Genomic DNA, 18,718 nt, shown 5'->3' with positions numbered 1-18,718 from the left:
TCCTCCACCTGTGACGGGCAATGCGCAGCTCAACGCGGCAGCGTGAGGCCACGGCCAGGTTTGATACCAGAGCCTGCATGGCTATTGCACCATTGGCATACCGGTGGGTCGGTGCCTTCCGTGAATTCTTCCGCGCGCCCGCCCGACGACGGCCCGAAGCCGCAGCGCGGAGTGGGTCGCGGCGCGGACCGGCGCCGGGGGCCGCCGAACCCCGAGCGCCCGGCGCAGCCCGTCGTCCAGAAGGCTGTCGGCGGCGCTGCCCGCGAGCGGGCCGAGCACACCCGGTACGCGCCCGGCGAGCAGGTCCCGAGTGGCTCCCCACAGGGCATGGGCCTCGGGGGTGAAGGTGAAGTGGGCCCGCTCGAAGTCCTCCATCCACACCTCGAACTCCCGCCGGTCCGGCGGGACGTCCGGAATGCCCATGCGCTCGGCGAGGGCGAGATAGAGGGTGTGGGACGCGTCCCGTTCAGTGTCGGTGGGTGCCCGCCAGGCGTAGGCGGCGCACCAGCGCATCGGGGCGAGGTCGAAACAGGCCAGCACATAGCGGTAGGCGTCATCGCTGATGTCCCAGGGGGCGTGCAGACGCTTCAGCGCGGCGACGGTCCGCTCGCCCTCCTCGCCGTCCAGCCCGTGGCGGAACATCCCGTACATCAGCTCGCCGGTCGCCTTGGCGCGGGCCCGGGTGTGCCGGGTCATCCGGCCGGTGGCGGTGAGCACCCGGGCGATCTCCGGTACCGCGAAGGTGCGGCAGAACCCCAGGTTGAGCCCCATCTTCAGATCCTGGGCGAAGGTGTCGAACGCCACCCGGCGGTAGATCTCCTCGGCCTGCCGCAGCGCGGGGTGCGAGGGCGTCATCAGCCCGCCTCGAGGGAGCGCTGGGGATGGTCGTCGACTGCGGACATGGGGCCACCGTACTGGCGGTCGCGGGATATGCTGTCGATCACTTGAATCTTCGGGGGGAGAGTTCCGCATGCTCGATCGTCTGGCGGTCCATGAGCTGATCCACCGCTGGTGGTTCGCCTTCGACGAGGGGCAGTTCGACGTCTGGCCCGAGCTGCTGACCGAGGACGTCCACATCACCTCCCGCTCGGACACCGGCAGCTCCCCGTACGAGGAGTTCATCGCCTCCGACAACCGGGGCCGCGAGCAGGTGATCGCCTGGCAGCGGCAGCACCGCGAGGCGGCCGGCTATCCGCTGCGCCACAACGCCTCGAACATCCACATCGAGCGGGTCGACGGCGATGACATCTCGGTGGTGTCCTACATGTACGCCACCAACATCACCGACGGTCAGGTGACCCCGATCGCCGGCGGTGTGGTCCGCTGCGTGGTCCGCTCCGACGGCGCCGCCTACCGCCTCGCGGAGCTCCACATCGTGCTGGACACCCACGCGGTGGCCTTCACCGAGCGCCAGGTGTAGCGCGCAGATCCGTTCCGGCGCCGAAACCCCGAGCGGCCGCACGACGATGGCGGCGGCCACCTCGATGAGGTGGCCGCCGCTCCCCCGTGTGATCCCCCGTCGGCTCTGCCGACCGTGTGGCTCCGGGCTTACCAGCCCTTGGTCACGCGGTAGGCCTTCAGGGATCCGCAGTTCGATCCGTAGGTCCAGGTGGACTGGTTGTCGATGCCCCCGGCCCAGTCCACACACTTGCCGCGCCCGTCGCCGTAGACCGGGCCCGCGTACGAGGTGTACGCGCCGCCGTCCTCGGCCGACTCGTCGGCGCCCTGAACGTACAGGTAGGCGAACATGGGAACCGGCTTGCCCGTGGCGTTCCGGACGGTGACCACGCAGTTCTTGCCCTTGGCGGAGTTGTAGGTGAGGAAGACGGTGCCCTTGGAGCCGATGGGCGCCGAGTTCACCACCTTGTACCCGCTGCCGCACACACCGTTGTACGAGGCCGTGGCGGCGGCGGACGCCTGCGGCGTCAGGGCCACGGTGCCCGCGATGGCGGTGGCGAGGACCGCGGTGGCGGCCATACGGCGAGAAAGATTCATTTGTCCCCCTTAATGATTCTTCATGGGCGTAGGCGCTGTTTGCGTCTGCCTAGGGAGACATGCGGAGATGGCGGATGGTTGTACGCCATCATGACGCGGCTTACGGCGGCCCGTTGAACGCACGGACCGGGCTTCCCGTACTCCTCGGGACGGGCGAGCCGCCCGCCACCGCACCGACCCCGGAGGGCCGCACCGGATGATCTCGTACCGCACCGCCGCCGTGGGCGCCCTTCTCGGGGCCCTTCCCTGTCTGTTCACGGCGCTGGCCGCTCCGCCCGCGCAGGCGCACGGGGCGCCGACGGACCCGGTGAGCCGGACGTTCGCCTGCTCCCCCGACGGCGGGGGCGCGGCGCGGTCGGCGGCGTGCCGGGCGGCCCGGGCCGCCAATGGCCCGGAAGCCGCGGACTGGGACAACCTGCGGATCGCGGGGGTGGCGGGCAAGGACCGGGAGCGGATCCCGGACGGAAAGCTGTGCAGCGGGGGCCTGGAGGCGTACCGGGGTCTGGACCTGCCGCGCGCCGACTGGCCTTCGACGCGGCTGTCGGCCGGGGCGGATCTCACGCTCACCTACCGGTCGACCATCCCGCACACGGGGACCTTCGAGCTGTATCTGACCAAGGGGGGCTACGACCCGACGCGGCCGCTGACGTGGTCCGATCTGGAGGCGAAGCCGTTCGCCACGGCCAAGGACCCCGCACTGGTGGACGACGCCTACCACATCAAGGCCACGCTGCCCGCCGACCGGAGCGGCCGTCAGCTGCTCTACACGATCTGGCGGAACACCAGCACCCCGGACACCTACTACTCCTGCTCCGATGTGGTGTTGAGGGCCCCGGCGAAGGGCTCGTCGGGCGCGGCCCCGTCGTCCGAGGCCGCCGCCCCGCCGGCTCAGTCCGCCACGGAGCCCACGGAGCCGTCCCGTGCCGCCGCCACGCCCGCCCGGGCCTCCTCCTCCGCCGCCGACGAGGGTGACGGCAACACCACTCCGGTGCTGCTCGCCGGTGGCGCGTCCGTGCTGGTGCTCGGCGCGGGTGTCGCCGCCACCGTACGACGGCGACGCCCGAGCCGCTGACCGGCTCGACGGTTGTGGTGGGCCGTCACCGGTAGCCGTACCGGGCCGTGACATGGCGCGGGTAGTAGCGCTCGTCGGGCGCGGGCCGGTACTCCTTCCAGCGCGGGGTGTCGCCGGTGGGCTGGTCGCCGAGGACGGTCACCCGCTGCCCCCTGCGCGGCCCGGTGTAGTCGTTGACGGCCAGGTGCTGGGTGGCGCGGTTGTCCCACATCGCGACGGCGCCGGGCTGCCAGTGGTAGCGGCAGTTGAACCGGGGCGACTCGGAGTGCTCGAAGAGGTACTGCAACAGGGCGTCGCTCTCCGGGCGGCTGAGCTGCGGGATGTGCGAGGTCCACATGCGCGTCACGTACAGCGAGCGCCTGCCGGTCTCGGGGTGGATCCGCACCACCGGGTGTTCGGCGGAGTGCTCACCGGTCTGCGGGGTGTTGAGGACGTGAACGGCGGTGAGCCCGTCGAGGAGTTCGCGCATCGGCTCGGAGAGCGCCTCGTAGACCAGGTACTGGTTGCTCCACATGGTGTCGCCACCGGAGGCGGGGCACACCTGGAGATGGAGGATCGAGGCGACCGGCGGATTGGGCTGGAAGGTCACGTCGATATGCCACTCGTCGGCCTTGGCGCCCTGGTCCGCGTCCAGCACGACGATCTCGGGATGGCCCTCGGCCTTCGGCAGGAACGGATGGACCTCCAGCTCCCCGAGCCGCCGTCCCAGGGCGATATGCGCCTCCGGGGTGAGGTGTTCCTGGTCCGGGAAGAAGACCACGAGGTGCTTGAGCAGCAACTCATGAATCCGCTCGAAGAGTTCGTCGGTGAGCTCGGTCAGATCGACACCGCGGATCTCCGCGCCGAGCGCTCCGGAGACGGGGGTCACGACCGGTTCGGGAGTGGGCATGGGAAACCGTCCTCACATGGGTTGCGGTCGGCCGGCCGGAGCGGCCGGCACTCGGTGGGCGCGCGGATCGGGGAGGAGACCGAGCTGCTGAAGCCGGTCCAGCAGGGTCAGCGGGCGCGGGCCGAGGCCCGACATGTTGTGGGTGACGGTGTGCAGCAACCGGGGGTTGGCGCCGGTGTGCCGGACGGCCCGGCGGCCCAGGACCCGGCCGCGCCACGACAGATCGGTGACCATCCGCGCCGCGTTGCCGCTGGTCGTGGCCGCCTGGGCGAGCAGGGGCAGCTGCCGGTCGTGGTAGTCGCGCAGCGCGCCGTCCACCGCCGCGGCCGACATCTCGCCGGTGCGCTCCAGATGGCCCGCAAGCCGCTCGGCGAGGGCACCGGCGCTGGTGATGGCGGTGTTCATGCCCTGCGCGGCCATCGGATGGACGGCGTACGCGGCCTCGCCGACCAGCGCGAGGCCCTGGCCGGCCAGCCGGGGCGACAGCAGCCGTCCGACGGGCAGCGTCTGGCGGGTGCCGAGATGGGCGAGCAGGGGCGCGGTCAGCGGCTCCAGGGCGGGCACCTGGGACAGCGCCCTGGCCGCCCAGTCGGCCAGTCCCCCGCGTGCCGTGACACCGCGCAGCTCATCGGGCCCGGCCTGGAGATAGAGCCGCAGCCGGCCACCCGGCAGCGGATAGAGCAGCCGCAGCCCCCGGTCGGTGACATACGCCGAGAAGTCGTCGGCCCGCGCCGCCGCGTCGGCGTCGCCGATGTCGAAGGAGACCAGCCGGTGCGGGTAGTCGACCCGTCGGGCCTCGATGCCCGCCCAGGACCGCAGCCGTGAGGAGATGCCGTCGGCGGCGACCACGAGCGGGGCCCGCTCCTCGTGGACCCTGCCGCCCTCGGCCAGCCGCAGTCCGGTGATCCGCCCGGAGTCGTCGCGCAGCGGCGCCTCCGCGCGGACACCCCGGCGCAGTTCCACGCCCGGCCCGAGGCTCCCGGCCAGGGCGGCGAGAATGGCGGTGTGGTCATGGGCCAGCAACCACTGGTCGGGGGCGGGCAGTTGGCCGTAGTCGAGGGACATCAGCGCGGTGCCGCGCGGATCACGGACGACCAGCCGTCCGAGCCGGACCGCGCCCTGGGCGTCGAGCCGCTTCTCCACGCCCCAGGAGCGCAGCAGGCGCAGCGCGCCCGGCTGGAGCACCTCGCCCTTGGCGATCGGACGGACGCTCGGCTGCTTGTCGACCACCAGGACGTCCAGTCCGAGGCCGCCGAGCGCGCGGGCCGCCGCGAGACCGCCGACGCCCGCCCCGCACACCAGCACATCGGGGCTCATCGCCTGCCTCCTTCGCCAGTGCCGGTTTCGCGCATGCCCGTTTCACGCGTGCCCGTCTCACGCGGTCCGGTCTCACAGGTGCCGGTCTCACAGGTGCCGGATTCGTCAACGCTGGTCTCGCGCGGGCCGGTCTCACAGGTGCCGGATTCGTCAACGCCGGTCTCGCGCGGGCCGGTTGCACGCGGGCCGGTCTCGCCACTGCCGGTCTCGCGCGGGCCGGTCTCGCGCGCGCCGGTCTCGCGCAAGCCGAATGCGCCAGTGCCGGTCTCGCGCATACCGGTTTCGCGGCGACAGCCGCATTCGTGCGTGGCTTCCACAACCTCCGCGGCCTCCGCCGAGCGGTAGTGGGCGAGGGCCCGCACCGCCAGGCCCGCCGCGATGCCGTCGTCGGCGTAGCGCGCACAGCCGCGGATGTACTCGTTGACCGGGGCCGGGGTCCAGCCGCCGTCCGCCCGCTGGGCGTCGACGAGCCAGCGGGCCGCCGCCGCCGGGGCCGGGTCGGTGGGGCTCAGCCCGGCGGCGAGCAGCCCGCGCAGCGCCCAGGCGGTCTCCTCGACGGTGCCCCGCCGGGTGGCGCCCGGTCCGGAGCGGTCCCCCGTGCTCCACGAACCGTCGGGGTGCCGGGTGCGCAGCAGCCAGTCCCTGGCCCGGGCCGCCGCCCGGTGGTGTTCCTCGGTACGGCCCGCCCGGCTCAGCGCCTCCAGCGCCGCGGCGGTCCCGGGGGTGCCGCCGCGATACCACATGGCCTCGTAGGAGCCGTCGGGGCGCTGCCGGCCGACCAGCCAGCGCACCGCCCTGACCACGCGCGGGTCGTCGGCCTCGGCCCCGGAGTCGAGCAGGGCACCCACGACCTTGGCGGTCATCTGGGGGCACGGCCCGAAGCCACCGGGTTTGCTGTTCCGTACGGCGAGGCTCCAGGACCCGGCCGCGTCCTGGGTGGCGGTCAGCCAGGCCAGCCCGGCGCGCACATGGCGGTCGTCCGCGCCGCCGGGCAGCCGCAGCAGGATGGCGCCGGCCTCGGCCGTCTCCAGGGCCATCGGCCAGCTGCGCGGGCTGGAGAACCCCCAGTAGCCGGCCGGGCAGCCGAGCGCGTCGAACGGCTCGGGCTGCTGGTGGCGGTGGAGCATCTCGCGGGTGCCGATCAGCTGGGGGTCATCGGCGTGACCGGCCTCGATCAGCGCGGCGGCGGCGAAGTTCGTCCAGGTCACATCGAGGGGCATCAGATCCCAGGAGCCGTCGGGGTTCGCCGCCGAGCGGAGCCAGCGGGCAGCGGCGCTCACCAGGTCGGGCGCCTGGCCGGAGCGGGCGAGGCCCAGGCAGATGAGTCCGGTGAGCCAGGGGTCGGTGCTGAACCCGCCGGTGGCGCCCTCGCGTTCGTACGCGTCACGGACGATGGCCAGCGCCCTCGGCCGGGCCAGCCGGTCCAGGGCCCGGCCGGCCGGGCCGCGGCGGCGGTGGGCGGACTGGGCGAGCGCCTGGCTCGCGTAGATCGGCAGCCGCAGGCTCAGCAGGCGGCGGCTGAGGCCGGGGAAGAGCAGCAGCTCCAGGGGGAGCCGACGCTGGGCGCCCTCGTGGGGCAGTCCGGCGAAGGTGTGGAACTGGCGGATGAGGGCGGTCATCGCGGGTTCCGGGACGGCCGCGGAGCCGCCGAGCTCCTCGAACCGGGCCCGTGCCGCGCGTACGGCCGACGCCGCCCGGCGGGGCGCGAGCAGGTGGAGCGCCGCGGCGGCGAGCGCGGTGGTGAGGGGTTCGGTGGGCACCGAGGGCATGGCCCAGCCGCCGTCGTCCCGCTGGGTCTCGCACAGCCAGGTGACACCGCGCTCGATGGTCTCCGCCGAGCCCTCGGGGTCGGCGAAGTGCAGTGCGGTGAGGGCTCCGGCGGTGTTCAGCGGGGAGGCGTGGTGTGCGCCGAAGACGAAGGCGCCGTCGTCGCGGCGGTGGGCGAGGAGCGCCTCGGCACCCGTGGTGACGGCCGTGCCGACGCTCTCGGTCAAGGCGGATGCGGGCATGCGATCGGACCCTTCTGCTGGTGGCGCGCCGTCTCAGGGGCGGGGTTCGGGGAGGGTGGGCCCGCCGTCGGTCAGGGGTGGCGCGGGGAACTCGTGGCGGGACCGCATCCGGCTCTGGGTGATGACGCTGACCGCGAGGAGCGGCGTCAGCAGTGCCAGGGCCGGTGCCGCTCCGGCGCCCGCGGCCACCACCGCCGCGGCCAGCACCAGGCGTTCGGCGACGAGGACGGCGTGGGCGCGCAGCGCCAGCGCGGGGGCGAGGTGCCCCGGTGACCGCAGCAGCAGCCCGAAGGCGCCCGCGCCGCACAGCGCCGCCGCCGACAGCAGTACGAGATACCCGGCCGTGTCCCTGGGCACCAGCCCGGTGGCGGCGCAGGCCACGGCCACGGCGGCCAGGTACAGCGCGGCCGCGGTGTGGGTGGCGCGCCGGAGGCCCCGGCGCACCGGCACGGTGGCGTAGCCGCCCTCGCGGTCGCCGTCGACGTCGCGGAGGGTGCCGACGAGGTTGGACGCGGTGTCATGGGCCAGGAACACCAGGGCGAAGGGCAGCGCCCGCCAGGGTGGCCACGGCTGGACGGCCATCGCGCCGAAGAGCACGGTGAGCGCGGTCAGCACGCCGCGGATGAGATTGCCCGGCAGGCCCCGCCCCTTGAGGACCCGGCTGTACGCCACGATGCCCGCCATGGCGGCGGCGGCCACGGCCACGGCGCGCCAGTTCGCCCACAGGGCCAGCGCGGCGACGGCCACGATGCAGCCGATGCCCGCGGCCACGGCGGTGCGTGGGCTCAACCGCCCTGAGGGTATGGGCCGTTGGGGCTTGCTGAGCGCGTCGAGGTCACGGTCGTAGTAGTCGCCGAGGTAGTGGCCGGCGACCCAGCCGAGGGTCGGCGCGGCCCAGGCCACCATGAGCTGGCCCGTAGTCGGGTGCGCTCCGGCGAGGGTGGCTCCGGCGAGTCCGACCAGCCCGGGATACCAGAGGGTGTACGGGCGCCAGGTCTGCAGATGGGCCAGGAGTGCGGTGCGCGGGGCCGCCACGGCGTCACCGGTCCCGGCTGACCGACAGATCGGCCACCGCCGCGAGTACGGCGGTGGCCCGGGAGCGGGGCAGCTGCTCCAGACAGGATGTGGCCCGGTCGGCCTGGGCCGTGGCCCGGTCCCGCGCGGCGGTGAGCGCGCCGGTGGTCTCCAGCAGCTCGTGCACCGTCCGCAGCGCGTCGGCCGCGGGCAGGGCGCCGCCGAGCGCCGCCTCCAGCCGGGCGCGGGCCGGGGCGCCGGCCATGGCGTGGCAGAGCAGGACGGGGAAGGTGGGCCGGGCGGCCGCGATGTCGCTGAGCGCGGACTTGCCGGTGGTGCGGCTGTCGCTGGTGTACGGCAGCAGGTCGTCGTGCATCTGGAAGGCCAGCCCCAGATGTTCGGCGTAGGAGGTGAGCGCCTGCTGCTGGGCGGGGGATCCGCCGCCCAGGATCGCCCCGCCCCGGCAGGCGGCCCGGAACAGCGCCCCGGTCTTCAGCGCGCTCATGGTGAGATACCGGTCGAGCCCGCAGCCGAGGTCGCCGCGGAGTTCGCCCTCCATCGCCTGGCCGCGGCACAGGTCGACGCCCGCCCGGGCGAAGACCCGCACCGCCCCGAGGACCCGGTCCGGCGGCAGCCCGCCGATGTCCTCGGTGAGCGGTCCGGAGTCCTCGGCGCCGTCGGTGAGCACGCCGAACATGCCCAGCATCAGGGCGTCCCCGGTGACGATGGCGTCGGTGGTTCCGTAGCGCGCCACGACGGACGGGCGGCCCCGCCGCATGGTGTCGCCGTCGATGACGTCGTCGTGGACGAGGGATCCCACATGGAGGTACTCCACGCTCAGCGCGGCCGGGACGACGGCGGGTCCGCCGCCGCCCACCGCCTCGGCCGACTCCATGAGCAGCAGCGGCCGCAGCAGCTTCCCGGCCGGGAGCACGGCGTACCGGGACATCTGGTGGAGGCGTTCGGCCCCCCGCGGCCAGCGCCGGTCGAGCTCGCGCAGCAGGAGCTCCATGGTGGAGGCGGCCTCGGCCAGCGGGTCGGCCACCTCGGTGACCGCGGCGTCGGGCGGGGTCACCGGGACGCCTCCCGGTACTTCCCGGCGAGCTCCGCGAACGCCTGGTTGGCCTCGGGCTCGGCGACGGTCACCCGTATCCCCTCGCCCGGTTTGCCGCACACCACCACGCCGTGGTCCGCGCAGAACTGGGTGAAGCGCTCCACACCGGACGTCATGGGCAGCCACAGGAAGTTGCCCTGGCTCGCGGGCGCCTCCCAGCCCTGGTCGAGCAGGATCCGGTGCAGCCGGTCGCGCTCCTCGGCGGTCTCGGCGCACTGCCGGAGCACCCGCTCATGGGCGCCGAGCGCGGCCAGGGCGGCCTCCTGCGCCACGGCGCTCACCCGGTAGAAGGGCAGGATCGTGCGGAGCGGGGCGAGTACGGGCTCATGCGCCACGAGATAGCCGACCCGCAGGCTGAGCAGCCCGTACGACTTGGAGAACGTCCGCACCACACAGACCCGTTCATCGGCGCGGTGCAGGGCGATGCCGTCGGCGATGGCGCCGGGGTCGGCGAAGTCCCGGTACGCCTCGTCGATGACGACGGTGACGTGTGCGGGGAGCCGGTCCAGGAAGCGAAGGATCTGGTCGTGCTCCAGGGCGGTGCCGGTGGGGTTGTTGGGGGTGCACAGCAGGACCATGCGGGTGCGGTCGGTGACGGCGTCCGCCATCGCCTTCAGGTCATGGTCGTATCCGGTGAGCGGCACCCGGACGGTGGTGGATCCGGCGTTGGCCGCCATCATCGGGTACGCCTCCCAGGAGGGCCAGGCGTGCACCGTGTCGGTGTCCGGTCCGGTGAGGGTGGAGAAGAGCTGCTGGAGCAGCGCGCCGGAGCCCGGTCCGGCGAGCACCCGCTCCGGCGCCACCCCCAGATGTGCGGCGAGGGCCTGACAGAGCCCGCTGCCGAGGGCATCCAGGGTACGGTGGGCGGTCCGCGCGGTGCGCAGGACGGCGTCCACCACTTCCGGAAGCGGAGGGTGAACGGTTTCGTTGAGCGACATCTGATGGAACGGATTGTTCTCCGCGACCACCGGAGTCATGCGATTCCAGCCATCATGCATCGGGCACCATCCATCCATTCCAGCGGGGGATTCGGGCGGAGGGAGGAATGTCACCGCGCCCGGTTCCCCATGCCGGTCCGGCCGGATCGGTGGGAAGGAAACCGTCGTGGGCGGGGTGTGACCGTACGGTCGGCCAGTGCGGGTGGGGCCGTGTCCGATCGGTCACTTCAATGGGCGAGTACGGGCGAAATCCGTCACCATGATTTTGACGGCCTATCGATCACGCGTCCAATTAAAGTCTTTCGGAAATTGATAAACGATTTTTATCTTCCTGTAGTGATCGAACTTCGCCAGCTCACCGTGCTCGCAGAGGTCTGTCGCTCCGGCTCGTACAGCGCCGCGGCGGACCACCTCGGTTACACCCAGCCGGCCATCAGCTATCACATGCGCGCGCTGGAACGTGCCGTGGGCATGCCGCTGACGGTCAAGGCGGGACGGGGGGTGCGGCTCACGCCCGCGGGCCACAGACTCGCCGAGCGCGCCCGGGGAGTGCTGGCCGGGCTGCGGGACGTGGAGAACGAGTTCGAGGCGCTCGCCGCGCGCACCCGTGGCCGGGTGCGGATGTCCTCGGTGCAGAGCGTCTGCGTCGCCGTGCTGCCCGCGGCGCTGGCCCGGCTGGGCGCCTCCCGTATCGAGGTGGAGGTGGAGCTGGGCCAGACCGCCTCCCATGACGCGTACCGGCTGCTGGCCTCGGGCGAGACCGATCTGGCGATCGTCGCCGACGATGAGCCGGGAGAGGCGGCGGAGCCCGCGGAGACCTCGCTGCGCCGGGTCCCGCTGCTGGTCGACCGCCGCCATGTGCTGCTGCCGCGGGGCCATGCGCTCGCCGGGCGGCGCAGCGTCCGCCTCCCCGATCTGGCGCGGGAGCGGTGGATCCTGGAGCGGGACCGCGAGCGGCTGCTGCGCCGCTGCGCGGAGGCGGGGTTCGAGCCCCGGGTGGTGACCACGACCGATGACCAGGCGACGACCCTCGGCCTGGTGGGCGACGGGGTGGGCATCGCCCTGATGGACGGCCTCGGGCTGCTGCCCCGGCCCGATCCGCGGGTCGAGCCGCGCCCGCTGGACGACTGGCCCCGGCGCCATGTCTGCGCGCTGCTGCGGCCGGAGGCGGCCAGGGTGCCCGCGGTGGCCGCGCTGCTGGAGGCGCTGCGAGCGGTGGCGGTCGAACAGTCGGGGGACGCGGTGGCAGCGGCGACGGCCTGACGCCCGGCCGATCGCATCCGGCGCCGGGGCCTCTCAGCCGCCGTGGGCCGAGCCGTGGGCCGAGCCGTGGGCCGAGCCGTGGGCCGAGCCGTGGGCCGAGCCGTGGGCCGAGCCGTGGGCCGAGCCGTGGGCCGGGCCGTGGGCCGGGCTCACCCGCCGCCCGCCAGGCCGTGGGCCCCGCTCACCCGCCGCCCGCCAGGCCGTGGGCCCCGCTCACCCGCCGCCCGCCAGGCCGTGGGCCCCGCTCACCCGCCGTGGTGGAGGCTGTGGGCCCCGCTCAGCCACCATCGGCCAGGCTCAAGGCCCGGGCGCCGGGGGCGCAGCTCTCGCGGAGTGCGGCCAGTTCGGCGGGCGGCAGCGTGGCGGCGGCCGTGCCCCGGCGGTCGCCGTCGAGCAAGGCGCGTCCGGCCGCCAGCCACTCCGGGAGGGGGTCCACCCCGAGGTGATGGGCCAGCCGGGTGAGCTCGCGCCCGGGCGCGTCGAGAAGGCCCTCGTACGACAGGGACATCCGGATCGCGGCGGGGAGCCGTGACAGATGCCCCAGCCCCTCGACGATCGTGCTCGACCACAGCTCGCCGAACTCGGCCACGGGCACGGACCGTTCGTACAGCGGCCGCAGATCGGCCTCGTCGTCGCTGAGCAACGCCGCGAGACCGGCCGGGAGGTCCTCGGTGCTCGTGGCGCGCTCCGTCATCAACTGGATCAGCCGGAATCCGGGGTGGCGGCTCATGGAGAGCGCGCAGTCGGCGCCGTCCCGGTGGAGGTGGACGAACCGGGCCTCGGGGAAGACCTCCCTCAGCCGGGGCACCGACCGCAGCGAATAGCCGGACCGCTCCACGACGGCCCGCCGGCCGAACCGCTCCCCCAGCAGGTCGAACAGCGCCCGGTAGTGGTCGGCCACCGGCGCCGCGGGCCGCCGGGACAGCTCCGGCTCCAGCGCGTCGAACAGCGCGTCGGGGTCGTCGGTGAGATGGGGCAGCGTCATCATGCACACCGCCGGAATGCCACCGCCCGCCACCGAGAACCGCCCCTTGACATGCGGATACCGGTACTCGGGCAGCGGGATGCCGTCGCGGATGACACGGTTGGCGAACGACCGCGGAGTGGCGAGGATCCGCCAGAACTCCGCCCCGGTCAGCGGCGCCTCGGGCAGCGCGTCCGGCTCCAGCGAGGCGATCAGCTCGCTCACGCTGAGCAGATCCGGATGCAGCCGCAGGATGCGCGACAGAGCGGTCGAACCGCAGCGTCCGGTTCCCACGACGAAGGTCAGCGGCCGTACGGTCACCCCAGGTGCCCCTTCCGTCTCCGACGACTACCGGCCTCCCTACCCATCGTCACCCCCGCGCACCCGCGGCCACTTCCGTCACTCATGGGGTCCCTCGTCACCGGTGGTCTCCGCAGGCGCTCTTGAGGTCGGCTCGGCGTGACCGTACGTTCCACCGGACGGCCACCGCAGGACACACCCCCCACACCGCGGGGTCCGACACTTGAGGCCGTCACCGCACCTTCAAGACCTTGGAGGAGCCATGCCCGCACCTGTGTTCAGTCGCCGTCACGGTATGCGCGCCGCGGCCGCGGCGGCCGTCGCGCTTCCGCTCGCCTCCCAGCCGCAGAACGTGGCCGCGGCCGCCCCCGTCACCCCGATCACCCCCGCCGACGGTCCCCGGCTGGCCGTCATGACGTTCAATCTGCGCTATGCCGGCGACGCCGAGCCCAACTCCTGGGGGCAGCGCCGTCCCGTCATGCGGGAGCTGCTGCGCCGGGCCCGGCCCCATCTGCTCGGCACCCAGGAGGGGCTGTACGGCCAGCTGCGCGACATCGCCCACGACCTCGGGCAGCCCTACTCGTGGATCGGCACCGGGCGGATGGGGGGCAGCCGCGACGAGTTCATGGCCGTCTTCTACGACACCGGGCGGCTCGAACCCCTGGAGTACGACCACTTCTGGCTGTCCGACACCCCGAACGTCATCGGCTCCAACACCTGGGGCGGGGCCGTGGTCCGGATGGTCACCTGGGTGCGCTTCCACGACCGGCACACCGGCAAGGAGTTCTACGCCCTCAACACCCATCTGGACCACCGCAGCCAGAACGCCCGTGAGCACTCCGCCGCGCTGATCACCGAGCGGCTCGGCGGTCTGGACTCCGCGCTCCCCCGCATCGTGACCGGCGACTTCAATGTGGCGGCCCACGGCAACCCGGTCTACGACGCCATGCTGAACGGCGGCACGCTGGTGGACGCCTGGGACACCGCCGAGCGGCGCGGCCCGCTGTACGGGACGTTCCACGGCTTTGGCCCGCTGGTCCCGGACGGCGACCGGATCGACTGGATCCTGACCTCACCCGGTGTGCGCACCCGCCACGCCGTCATCGACACGTACTCGCGGGACGGCCAGTTCCCCAGCGACCATCTGCCGGTGCGGACGGTCCTGGAGCTGTAGCGCGGGGCTCACCCAGCGGCCCGCCCCCGGCGGCCGCCGCCGCTCAGCGGCCGGGCGCCTCCGCGGAGAGCGCCCGCAGCCGCAGCAGGGTGGCCACGGCCAGCAGGGCCACGCAGCCCGTGAAGATCAGCCCGGCGGACCGCAGCCCGACCGCGACCGTCAGCGCGCCCACGCCGATCACCGGAATCGAGAGCGCCAGATACATCAGCACGAACAGGGCGGAGGTGACCTCGGCGCGGTGGTCGGCCGGGCTGCGCTCCGTCACCACCCGTACGGCCGCGTGGAACGACAGCCCCTGCCCCGTCCCCGCGACGACGGCGCCCAGTACCAGCAGTTCCAGTGACGCGATCGCGAGCGAGACGGCGATGGCCGCCATACCGGCCACCAGCACCGCGCATCCCCCGGGCAGCGAACGTCCCGGACCCAGCCGCTCTCCCAGCGCCTGGCCGGCGATCGAGGCGGCGAAGACCGAGAACGCCACGGCACCGGCGACCGCGAGATTGCTCTCCCCCTCCACCTCGCGCAGGAACGTGGGCGACACCGAGGTGAACAGGCCCAGCGTGGCAAAGCCCGCGAACCCCGCCATGGCCGCGGCCGCGAACGTCGAGCGCATCTCCTTGGGCACCCGCAGCCGCTGCGGCCTCAGCGGCGGACGGCTCCGCTTCCGTACGGTCTCCGGAAGGGCGAGCACCACGGCGGCGCCAACCGCCACCAGCACCAGATCCACCACGAACACCAGCTTCAGCGGCGCCGGGGCGTACTGTGCCAGCACGCCCGCCAGCAACGGGCCGAGCCCGAGCCCGCCCAGGTTGGCCCCGGTCGCGAGGAGGGTGGCGCCACGGCGCCGGCACTCCGGCGCGAGCTCGATCACCGTCACGGTGGCGGTGCCGGTGGCCAGGCCCGCGGAGAGACCCGACAGGATGCGGCCCACGAACAGCGTCGGCAGTCCCTGCGCGAGGAGGAAGCACACCGCGCTCAGCCCCGACAGCGCCAGCGCGGCCAGCATGACGGGCCGTCGGCCGATGAAGTCGGACACACTTCCGAGCAGCAGCAGCGCGACGATGACCCCCGCCGCGTACACGGCGAAGATCACCGTGACCATGAACGAGGAGAAGCCGAACTCCCGCTGGTAGAGCGAGTAGAGCGGAGTGGGCAGCGTCGTACCGCACATCGTGACCACGAAGGCGTAGGCGGCCGCGAGGAACGGCCATCCCCTCTCCCCGTCGTCCAGGTCACTACGGCGGCTATCCATACGACCCGATTCCACCACAAAACACCTGTCTGTCACATGCGGTGGCGCGCCGCCCCCTGCCTGGCGGGTTACGTGCGGTAGCGGCGCATCCCGTCATGCGGCCCTCATCGCATGCGGCAGGATGGCACCTTACGCCGGAGCCGTACACATGTGCGCCCGGTACCGCCCGTAGAACCCAGGCACGAACAGGTGACAAGGTGATTCCACAGAACTCCAGACCGGAGGCCGCACCGCCGACGGCATGCCGCACGGCCGCTTCTGACGCGCTTTCCGGGATAGCGGACGGTGGCCGATGAACCGGGCTCTCACCTTGCACGATGTCATCGTCGTCGGAGCGGCGCTGGTCTGCGGCGCGGCCGGTGGTGTGCTGTTGCGCGTGGCGCTGCGCTGGCTGGGTGAGCGGGCCCGGTCCACCCGGTGGAGCGGTGACGACATCATCGTCGACACGCTGCGCACCCTGGCCCCATGGGCCTCGATGGCCGCCGGTGTCGCCGCCGCGGCCGCCGCGCTGCCGCTGAACCGCACGGTCGGCCATGACGTCAATCAGACGCTGGTGGCCGTGCTGATCCTGGTCACCACGGTCACGGCGGCCCGGGTGGTGGCCGACCTGGTGCGCTCGCTGGCGCTGTCCCGCTCCGGGGTGGCGGGAACGGCCAGCATCTTCGTCAACATCACACGGATCGCCGTCCTGGCGATGGGTGTGCTGATCCTGCTGGAGACGCTGGGCGTCTCGATCGCTCCGCTGCTCACCGCCCTGGGCGTGGGTGGTCTGGCGGTCGCCCTGGCCCTCCAGGACACGCTGGCCAACCTCTTCGCGGGGGTGCACATCCTGGCCTCCAAGACGGTGCAGCCCGGCCACTACATCCGGCTCAGCAGCGGGGAGGAGGGGTATGTCGTCGACATCAACTGGCGCAACACGGCGGTGCGGCAGCTGTCGGACAACCTCGTCATCATCCCGAACGCCAAGCTGGGCAACACCATCATGACCAACTTCCACCAGCCCGAGCAGCAGATGTCGGTCATGGTCCAGGCGAGGGTCGGCTACGGAAGCGATCTGGACCATGTCGAGCGGGTGACCATCGAGGTCGCCGGGAAGGTGATGGCCGGGGTCGAGGGCGGGGTCGTCGACCACGAGACGAGTGTGCGCTTCCACACCTTCGGAGAGTCCGGCATCGACTTCTCGGTGTTTCTGCGGGCCCTGGAGTTCAGCGACCAGTACCTCATCAAGCATGAGTTCATGAAGGAGCTGCACCGCCGGTTCCGCGCCGAGGGCATCGAGATCCCGCTGCCCACGCGGACGCTCGTGCTGCCTGACCAGGACCGGGCGCCGCTGCCGGGCCGGCCGGCGATCTGACGCTCCCAGCCGCCAGCCGCCAGGTCAGCCGTCAGCCGTCAGCCGTCAGCCGTCAAGGCAGCAATCGCCGCTCGGTGGCCACCGCCACCGCCCCGGCCCGGGTCTCGACCCCCAATTTCCCGTAGATCCGTCCCAGATGGGTCTTGACCGTGGCCTCGCTGATGAACAGGGCCCGGGCGATGTCCCGGTTGCCCAGGCCGCGGGCCAGCTGCCGGAGGATGTCGCGCTCCCGCTCGGACAGCCCGGGGCGCGGGCTGCGCATCCGGGCCAGCACCCGGTCGGCGACCGGGGCCGACAGCGCGGTACGGCCGGAGGCGGCGTCGCGGATCGCCGCGAACAGCTCCTCCGGCCGCTCGGCCTTGAGTAGATAGCCGGTGGCCCCGGCCTCGATGGCACGGGTGATGTCGGCGTCGGTGTCGAACATGGTGAGCACCAGGACACGCGGCGCGGGCGGATCGCCGGAGACCAGCCGGCGGGTGGCGGTCACCCCGTCCATGCCCTCTCCGAGCTGTAGATCCATCAGCACCACATCGGGCCGGAGCCGGGTGGCCATGGCGAGGGCCTCCTCGCCACTGCCTGCCTCGCCGACCACCTCGATGCCGTCGGTACTGGCCAGCAGCGCCCGCAGCCCGGCCCGCACCACGGCGTGGTCGTCGCAGAGCAGCAGCCGGATGGCGGCCGCGGACGACGGGGACGAGGGGGACGACGGGGACGAGGGCACGGTCTGGCTCATGGCGTGGTCTCCACGGGACGGTCGGGGACGAGGGCGGGAAGGGGTTCGACGGGGATCGCGGCCGAGACGACGGTCCCCTCGCCCGGTGCGGACTCGACGGTGAGCGTGCCGCCCAGCTGCCGTACGCGGGCCCGCATGGCCGGGAGTCCGTGGCCGCGCGACCGGTCCGAGCCGGGGGCCGGGACGGCGTCGGTGTCGGTGTCGGTGTCGGTGTCGAAGCCTCGGCCGTCATCGGCGATGTCCAGACAGATCTGGTCGCCCAGGCAGGTCAGGGTGAGCGCGGCCCGGCTCGCCCCGGCGTGCTCCCGCACATTGGCCAGCGCGCCCTGGGCGATGCGCAGCAGCGCCGCCTCCACCCGCTCGGGCAGCGGGCCGAGGGGCCCGTCGAGCCGGAAGTCCACCGTCGGGCCGGCACCGCTCTCCCGCTCGGCGAGCGCGCCGAGCGCCTGGGCCAGGGAGCGCTCGGCGAGGTCGGCCGGGGCCAGGTCCTGGACGAACCGGCGGGCCTCGGCGAGGCTGCGGGACGCGATCTCCGCCGCGTTCCGCATATGTCCCCGGGCCGCCTCCGGGTCCGTCTCCCAGGTGCGGTCGGCGGCCTGGAGCAGCATCCGCTGGCTCGACAGGCCCTGGGCGAGGGTGTCGTGGATCTCCGACGACAGCCGCTGGCGCTCGGCCAGGATCCCCGCCCGCCGCTCGGTCGCGGCCAGATCGCGGCGGGTGCGGACCAGGTCGTCGATCAGCACCCGCTGCCGCGCCGACTGGCGCCGCAGATGGATGAGGACGGCGGCGGCCACAGCGGCGATGGCGGGCGGCGCGATCAGCGCGTTGGGGTCGAAGCCGTCGTGCATGAACCGCAGCTTGGACGCGACGACCAGCGCGGTGAGCACGGCGGCCAGGGGCACCGCGTACCGGGTGGGCAGGGTGTGCAGACCGGTGAAGAACAGCGGCATGGCACACCAGGCGGCGCTCGGCGCGAGGACCAGCAGCGCGACCCATGCGGCCAGTACCGCGGTCAGCCAGAGCAGATAGCGGCCGGAGGGCCGGCCGCCGGGGCTCGGCGCGGGCGCCGGCCACCGCCCGGGCAGATAGAGCGCGCCGAAGGCCACGAAGAGGGCGATGACCCAGCCGTTGGGCGCGCTGCCGGTGTCCCGGATCAGATAGCGGATCAGCGAGGACCCCAGCAGCAGGAAGAACGCGATGTGCAGGACCGCCGTCAGCCACCGCTCGTCCGGATCGTCCGGCCCGTCGGACCCGGACCGCCCGGACCACGCCGACCACACCCCCGGCCACCGGGCCCACCCGGACCGCCCGACCACCCTGACCGCCGACC

17 protein-coding genes are annotated in these 18,718 nt (G+C 73.2%); 5 read left to right on the top strand and 12 right to left on the bottom strand.

Translation table 11 applies throughout. The features are described 5' to 3' along the window. Positions 1-81: 81 nt before the first annotated feature. Complete coding sequence (locus KHP12_RS47295; RefSeq protein WP_167442550.1) at positions 82-855, bottom strand: oxygenase MpaB family protein; 774 nt, start codon at positions 853-855, stop codon at positions 82-84. 115 nt (positions 856-970) lie between these two features. Between KHP12_RS47295 and KHP12_RS47290 the strand changes: the two genes are divergently transcribed. After that, positions 971-1,420, top strand: coding sequence for a nuclear transport factor 2 family protein (locus KHP12_RS47290; protein ID WP_086882528.1), 450 nt, complete (start codon positions 971-973; stop codon positions 1,418-1,420). Between the two features lie 128 nt (positions 1,421-1,548). On the opposite strand, the gene KHP12_RS47285 is transcribed toward KHP12_RS47290, so the two are convergent. Then, the gene (locus tag KHP12_RS47285; protein WP_078559628.1) at positions 1,549-1,977 is read right to left on the bottom strand and encodes a spore-associated protein A; all 429 of its coding nucleotides are present in this window, start codon (positions 1,975-1,977) and stop codon (positions 1,549-1,551) included. Between the two features lie 214 nt (positions 1,978-2,191). Between KHP12_RS47285 and KHP12_RS47280 the strand changes: the two genes are divergently transcribed. Then, positions 2,192-3,067: a lytic polysaccharide monooxygenase auxiliary activity family 9 protein gene (locus tag KHP12_RS47280; protein ID WP_086882529.1), complete on the top strand. Its 876-nt coding sequence runs from the start codon at positions 2,192-2,194 to the stop codon at positions 3,065-3,067. 25 nt (positions 3,068-3,092) lie between these two features. On the opposite strand, the gene KHP12_RS47275 is transcribed toward KHP12_RS47280, so the two are convergent. The 6 genes from KHP12_RS47275 to KHP12_RS47250 are packed head-to-tail and all read right to left on the bottom strand — an operon-like array spanning position 3,093 to position 10,348. After that, positions 3,093-3,956: a TauD/TfdA dioxygenase family protein gene (locus tag KHP12_RS47275; protein ID WP_037962419.1), complete on the bottom strand. Its 864-nt coding sequence runs from the start codon at positions 3,954-3,956 to the stop codon at positions 3,093-3,095. Between the two features lie 12 nt (positions 3,957-3,968). Further along, entirely contained in the window at positions 3,969-5,273 is a 1,305-nt protein-coding gene (locus tag KHP12_RS47270) for an FAD-dependent oxidoreductase (protein ID WP_086882530.1), read from the bottom strand. Further along, the gene (locus KHP12_RS47265) at positions 5,270-7,282 is read right to left on the bottom strand and encodes a prenyltransferase/squalene oxidase repeat-containing protein (protein WP_246648916.1); all 2,013 of its coding nucleotides are present in this window, start codon (positions 7,280-7,282) and stop codon (positions 5,270-5,272) included. The genes KHP12_RS47270 and KHP12_RS47265 overlap by 4 nt, the downstream gene beginning before the upstream one ends. Before the next feature lie 33 nt (positions 7,283-7,315). Next, positions 7,316-8,317 (bottom strand): UbiA family prenyltransferase, encoded by a 1,002-nt coding sequence (locus KHP12_RS47260; protein WP_210608921.1) that lies wholly within the window; start codon positions 8,315-8,317, stop codon positions 7,316-7,318. Positions 8,318-8,321: 4 nt separating this feature from the next. Further along, complete coding sequence (locus KHP12_RS47255) at positions 8,322-9,371, bottom strand: polyprenyl synthetase family protein (protein ID WP_086885075.1); 1,050 nt, start codon at positions 9,369-9,371, stop codon at positions 8,322-8,324. After that, positions 9,368-10,348: an aminotransferase class I/II-fold pyridoxal phosphate-dependent enzyme gene (locus KHP12_RS47250; RefSeq protein ID WP_037962451.1), complete on the bottom strand. Its 981-nt coding sequence runs from the start codon at positions 10,346-10,348 to the stop codon at positions 9,368-9,370. Before KHP12_RS47250 ends, KHP12_RS47255 begins: the two co-directional genes overlap by 4 nt. Before the next feature lie 336 nt (positions 10,349-10,684). On the opposite strand from KHP12_RS47250, the gene KHP12_RS47245 reads away from it, so the two are divergent. After that, positions 10,685-11,611, top strand: a complete 927-nt coding sequence (locus KHP12_RS47245; protein ID WP_167442719.1) for a LysR family transcriptional regulator — start codon at positions 10,685-10,687, stop codon at positions 11,609-11,611. Between the two features lie 277 nt (positions 11,612-11,888). Here the strand turns inward: KHP12_RS47245 and KHP12_RS47235 are convergent, their stop codons facing one another. Next, on the bottom strand, positions 11,889-12,896 hold the full coding sequence (locus KHP12_RS47235; protein ID WP_086885077.1) for a sulfotransferase: 1,008 nt from the start codon (positions 12,894-12,896) through the stop codon (positions 11,889-11,891). A gap of 241 nt (positions 12,897-13,137) precedes the next feature. On the opposite strand from KHP12_RS47235, the gene KHP12_RS47230 reads away from it, so the two are divergent. Beyond that, the gene (locus tag KHP12_RS47230; RefSeq protein WP_210608923.1) at positions 13,138-14,049 is read left to right on the top strand and encodes an endonuclease/exonuclease/phosphatase family protein; all 912 of its coding nucleotides are present in this window, start codon (positions 13,138-13,140) and stop codon (positions 14,047-14,049) included. A gap of 43 nt (positions 14,050-14,092) precedes the next feature. Here KHP12_RS47230 and KHP12_RS47225 read toward each other — a convergent pair whose 3' ends face one another. Continuing rightward, positions 14,093-15,301: an MFS transporter gene (locus KHP12_RS47225; RefSeq protein WP_086885079.1), complete on the bottom strand. Its 1,209-nt coding sequence runs from the start codon at positions 15,299-15,301 to the stop codon at positions 14,093-14,095. A gap of 292 nt (positions 15,302-15,593) precedes the next feature. Between KHP12_RS47225 and KHP12_RS47220 the strand changes: the two genes are divergently transcribed. Then, positions 15,594-16,655 (top strand): mechanosensitive ion channel family protein, encoded by a 1,062-nt coding sequence (locus KHP12_RS47220; protein WP_086885080.1) that lies wholly within the window; start codon positions 15,594-15,596, stop codon positions 16,653-16,655. Positions 16,656-16,707: 52 nt separating this feature from the next. On the opposite strand, the gene KHP12_RS47215 is transcribed toward KHP12_RS47220, so the two are convergent. Both KHP12_RS47215 and KHP12_RS47210 read right to left on the bottom strand, forming a co-directional pair. Then, positions 16,708-17,388, bottom strand: a complete 681-nt coding sequence (locus tag KHP12_RS47215; RefSeq protein ID WP_211834661.1) for a response regulator — start codon at positions 17,386-17,388, stop codon at positions 16,708-16,710. Beyond that, complete coding sequence (locus KHP12_RS47210) at positions 17,385-18,668, bottom strand: sensor histidine kinase (protein ID WP_211835006.1); 1,284 nt, start codon at positions 18,666-18,668, stop codon at positions 17,385-17,387. Before KHP12_RS47210 ends, KHP12_RS47215 begins: the two co-directional genes overlap by 4 nt. Positions 18,669-18,718 lie beyond the last annotated feature (50 nt).

Origin of the sequence: Streptomyces asiaticus, from assembly GCF_018138715.1 — a bacterium.
GTDB lineage: Bacteria > Actinomycetota > Actinomycetes > Streptomycetales > Streptomycetaceae > Streptomyces > Streptomyces asiaticus.
This window is presented reverse-complemented; position numbering and strand designations above follow the sequence as displayed.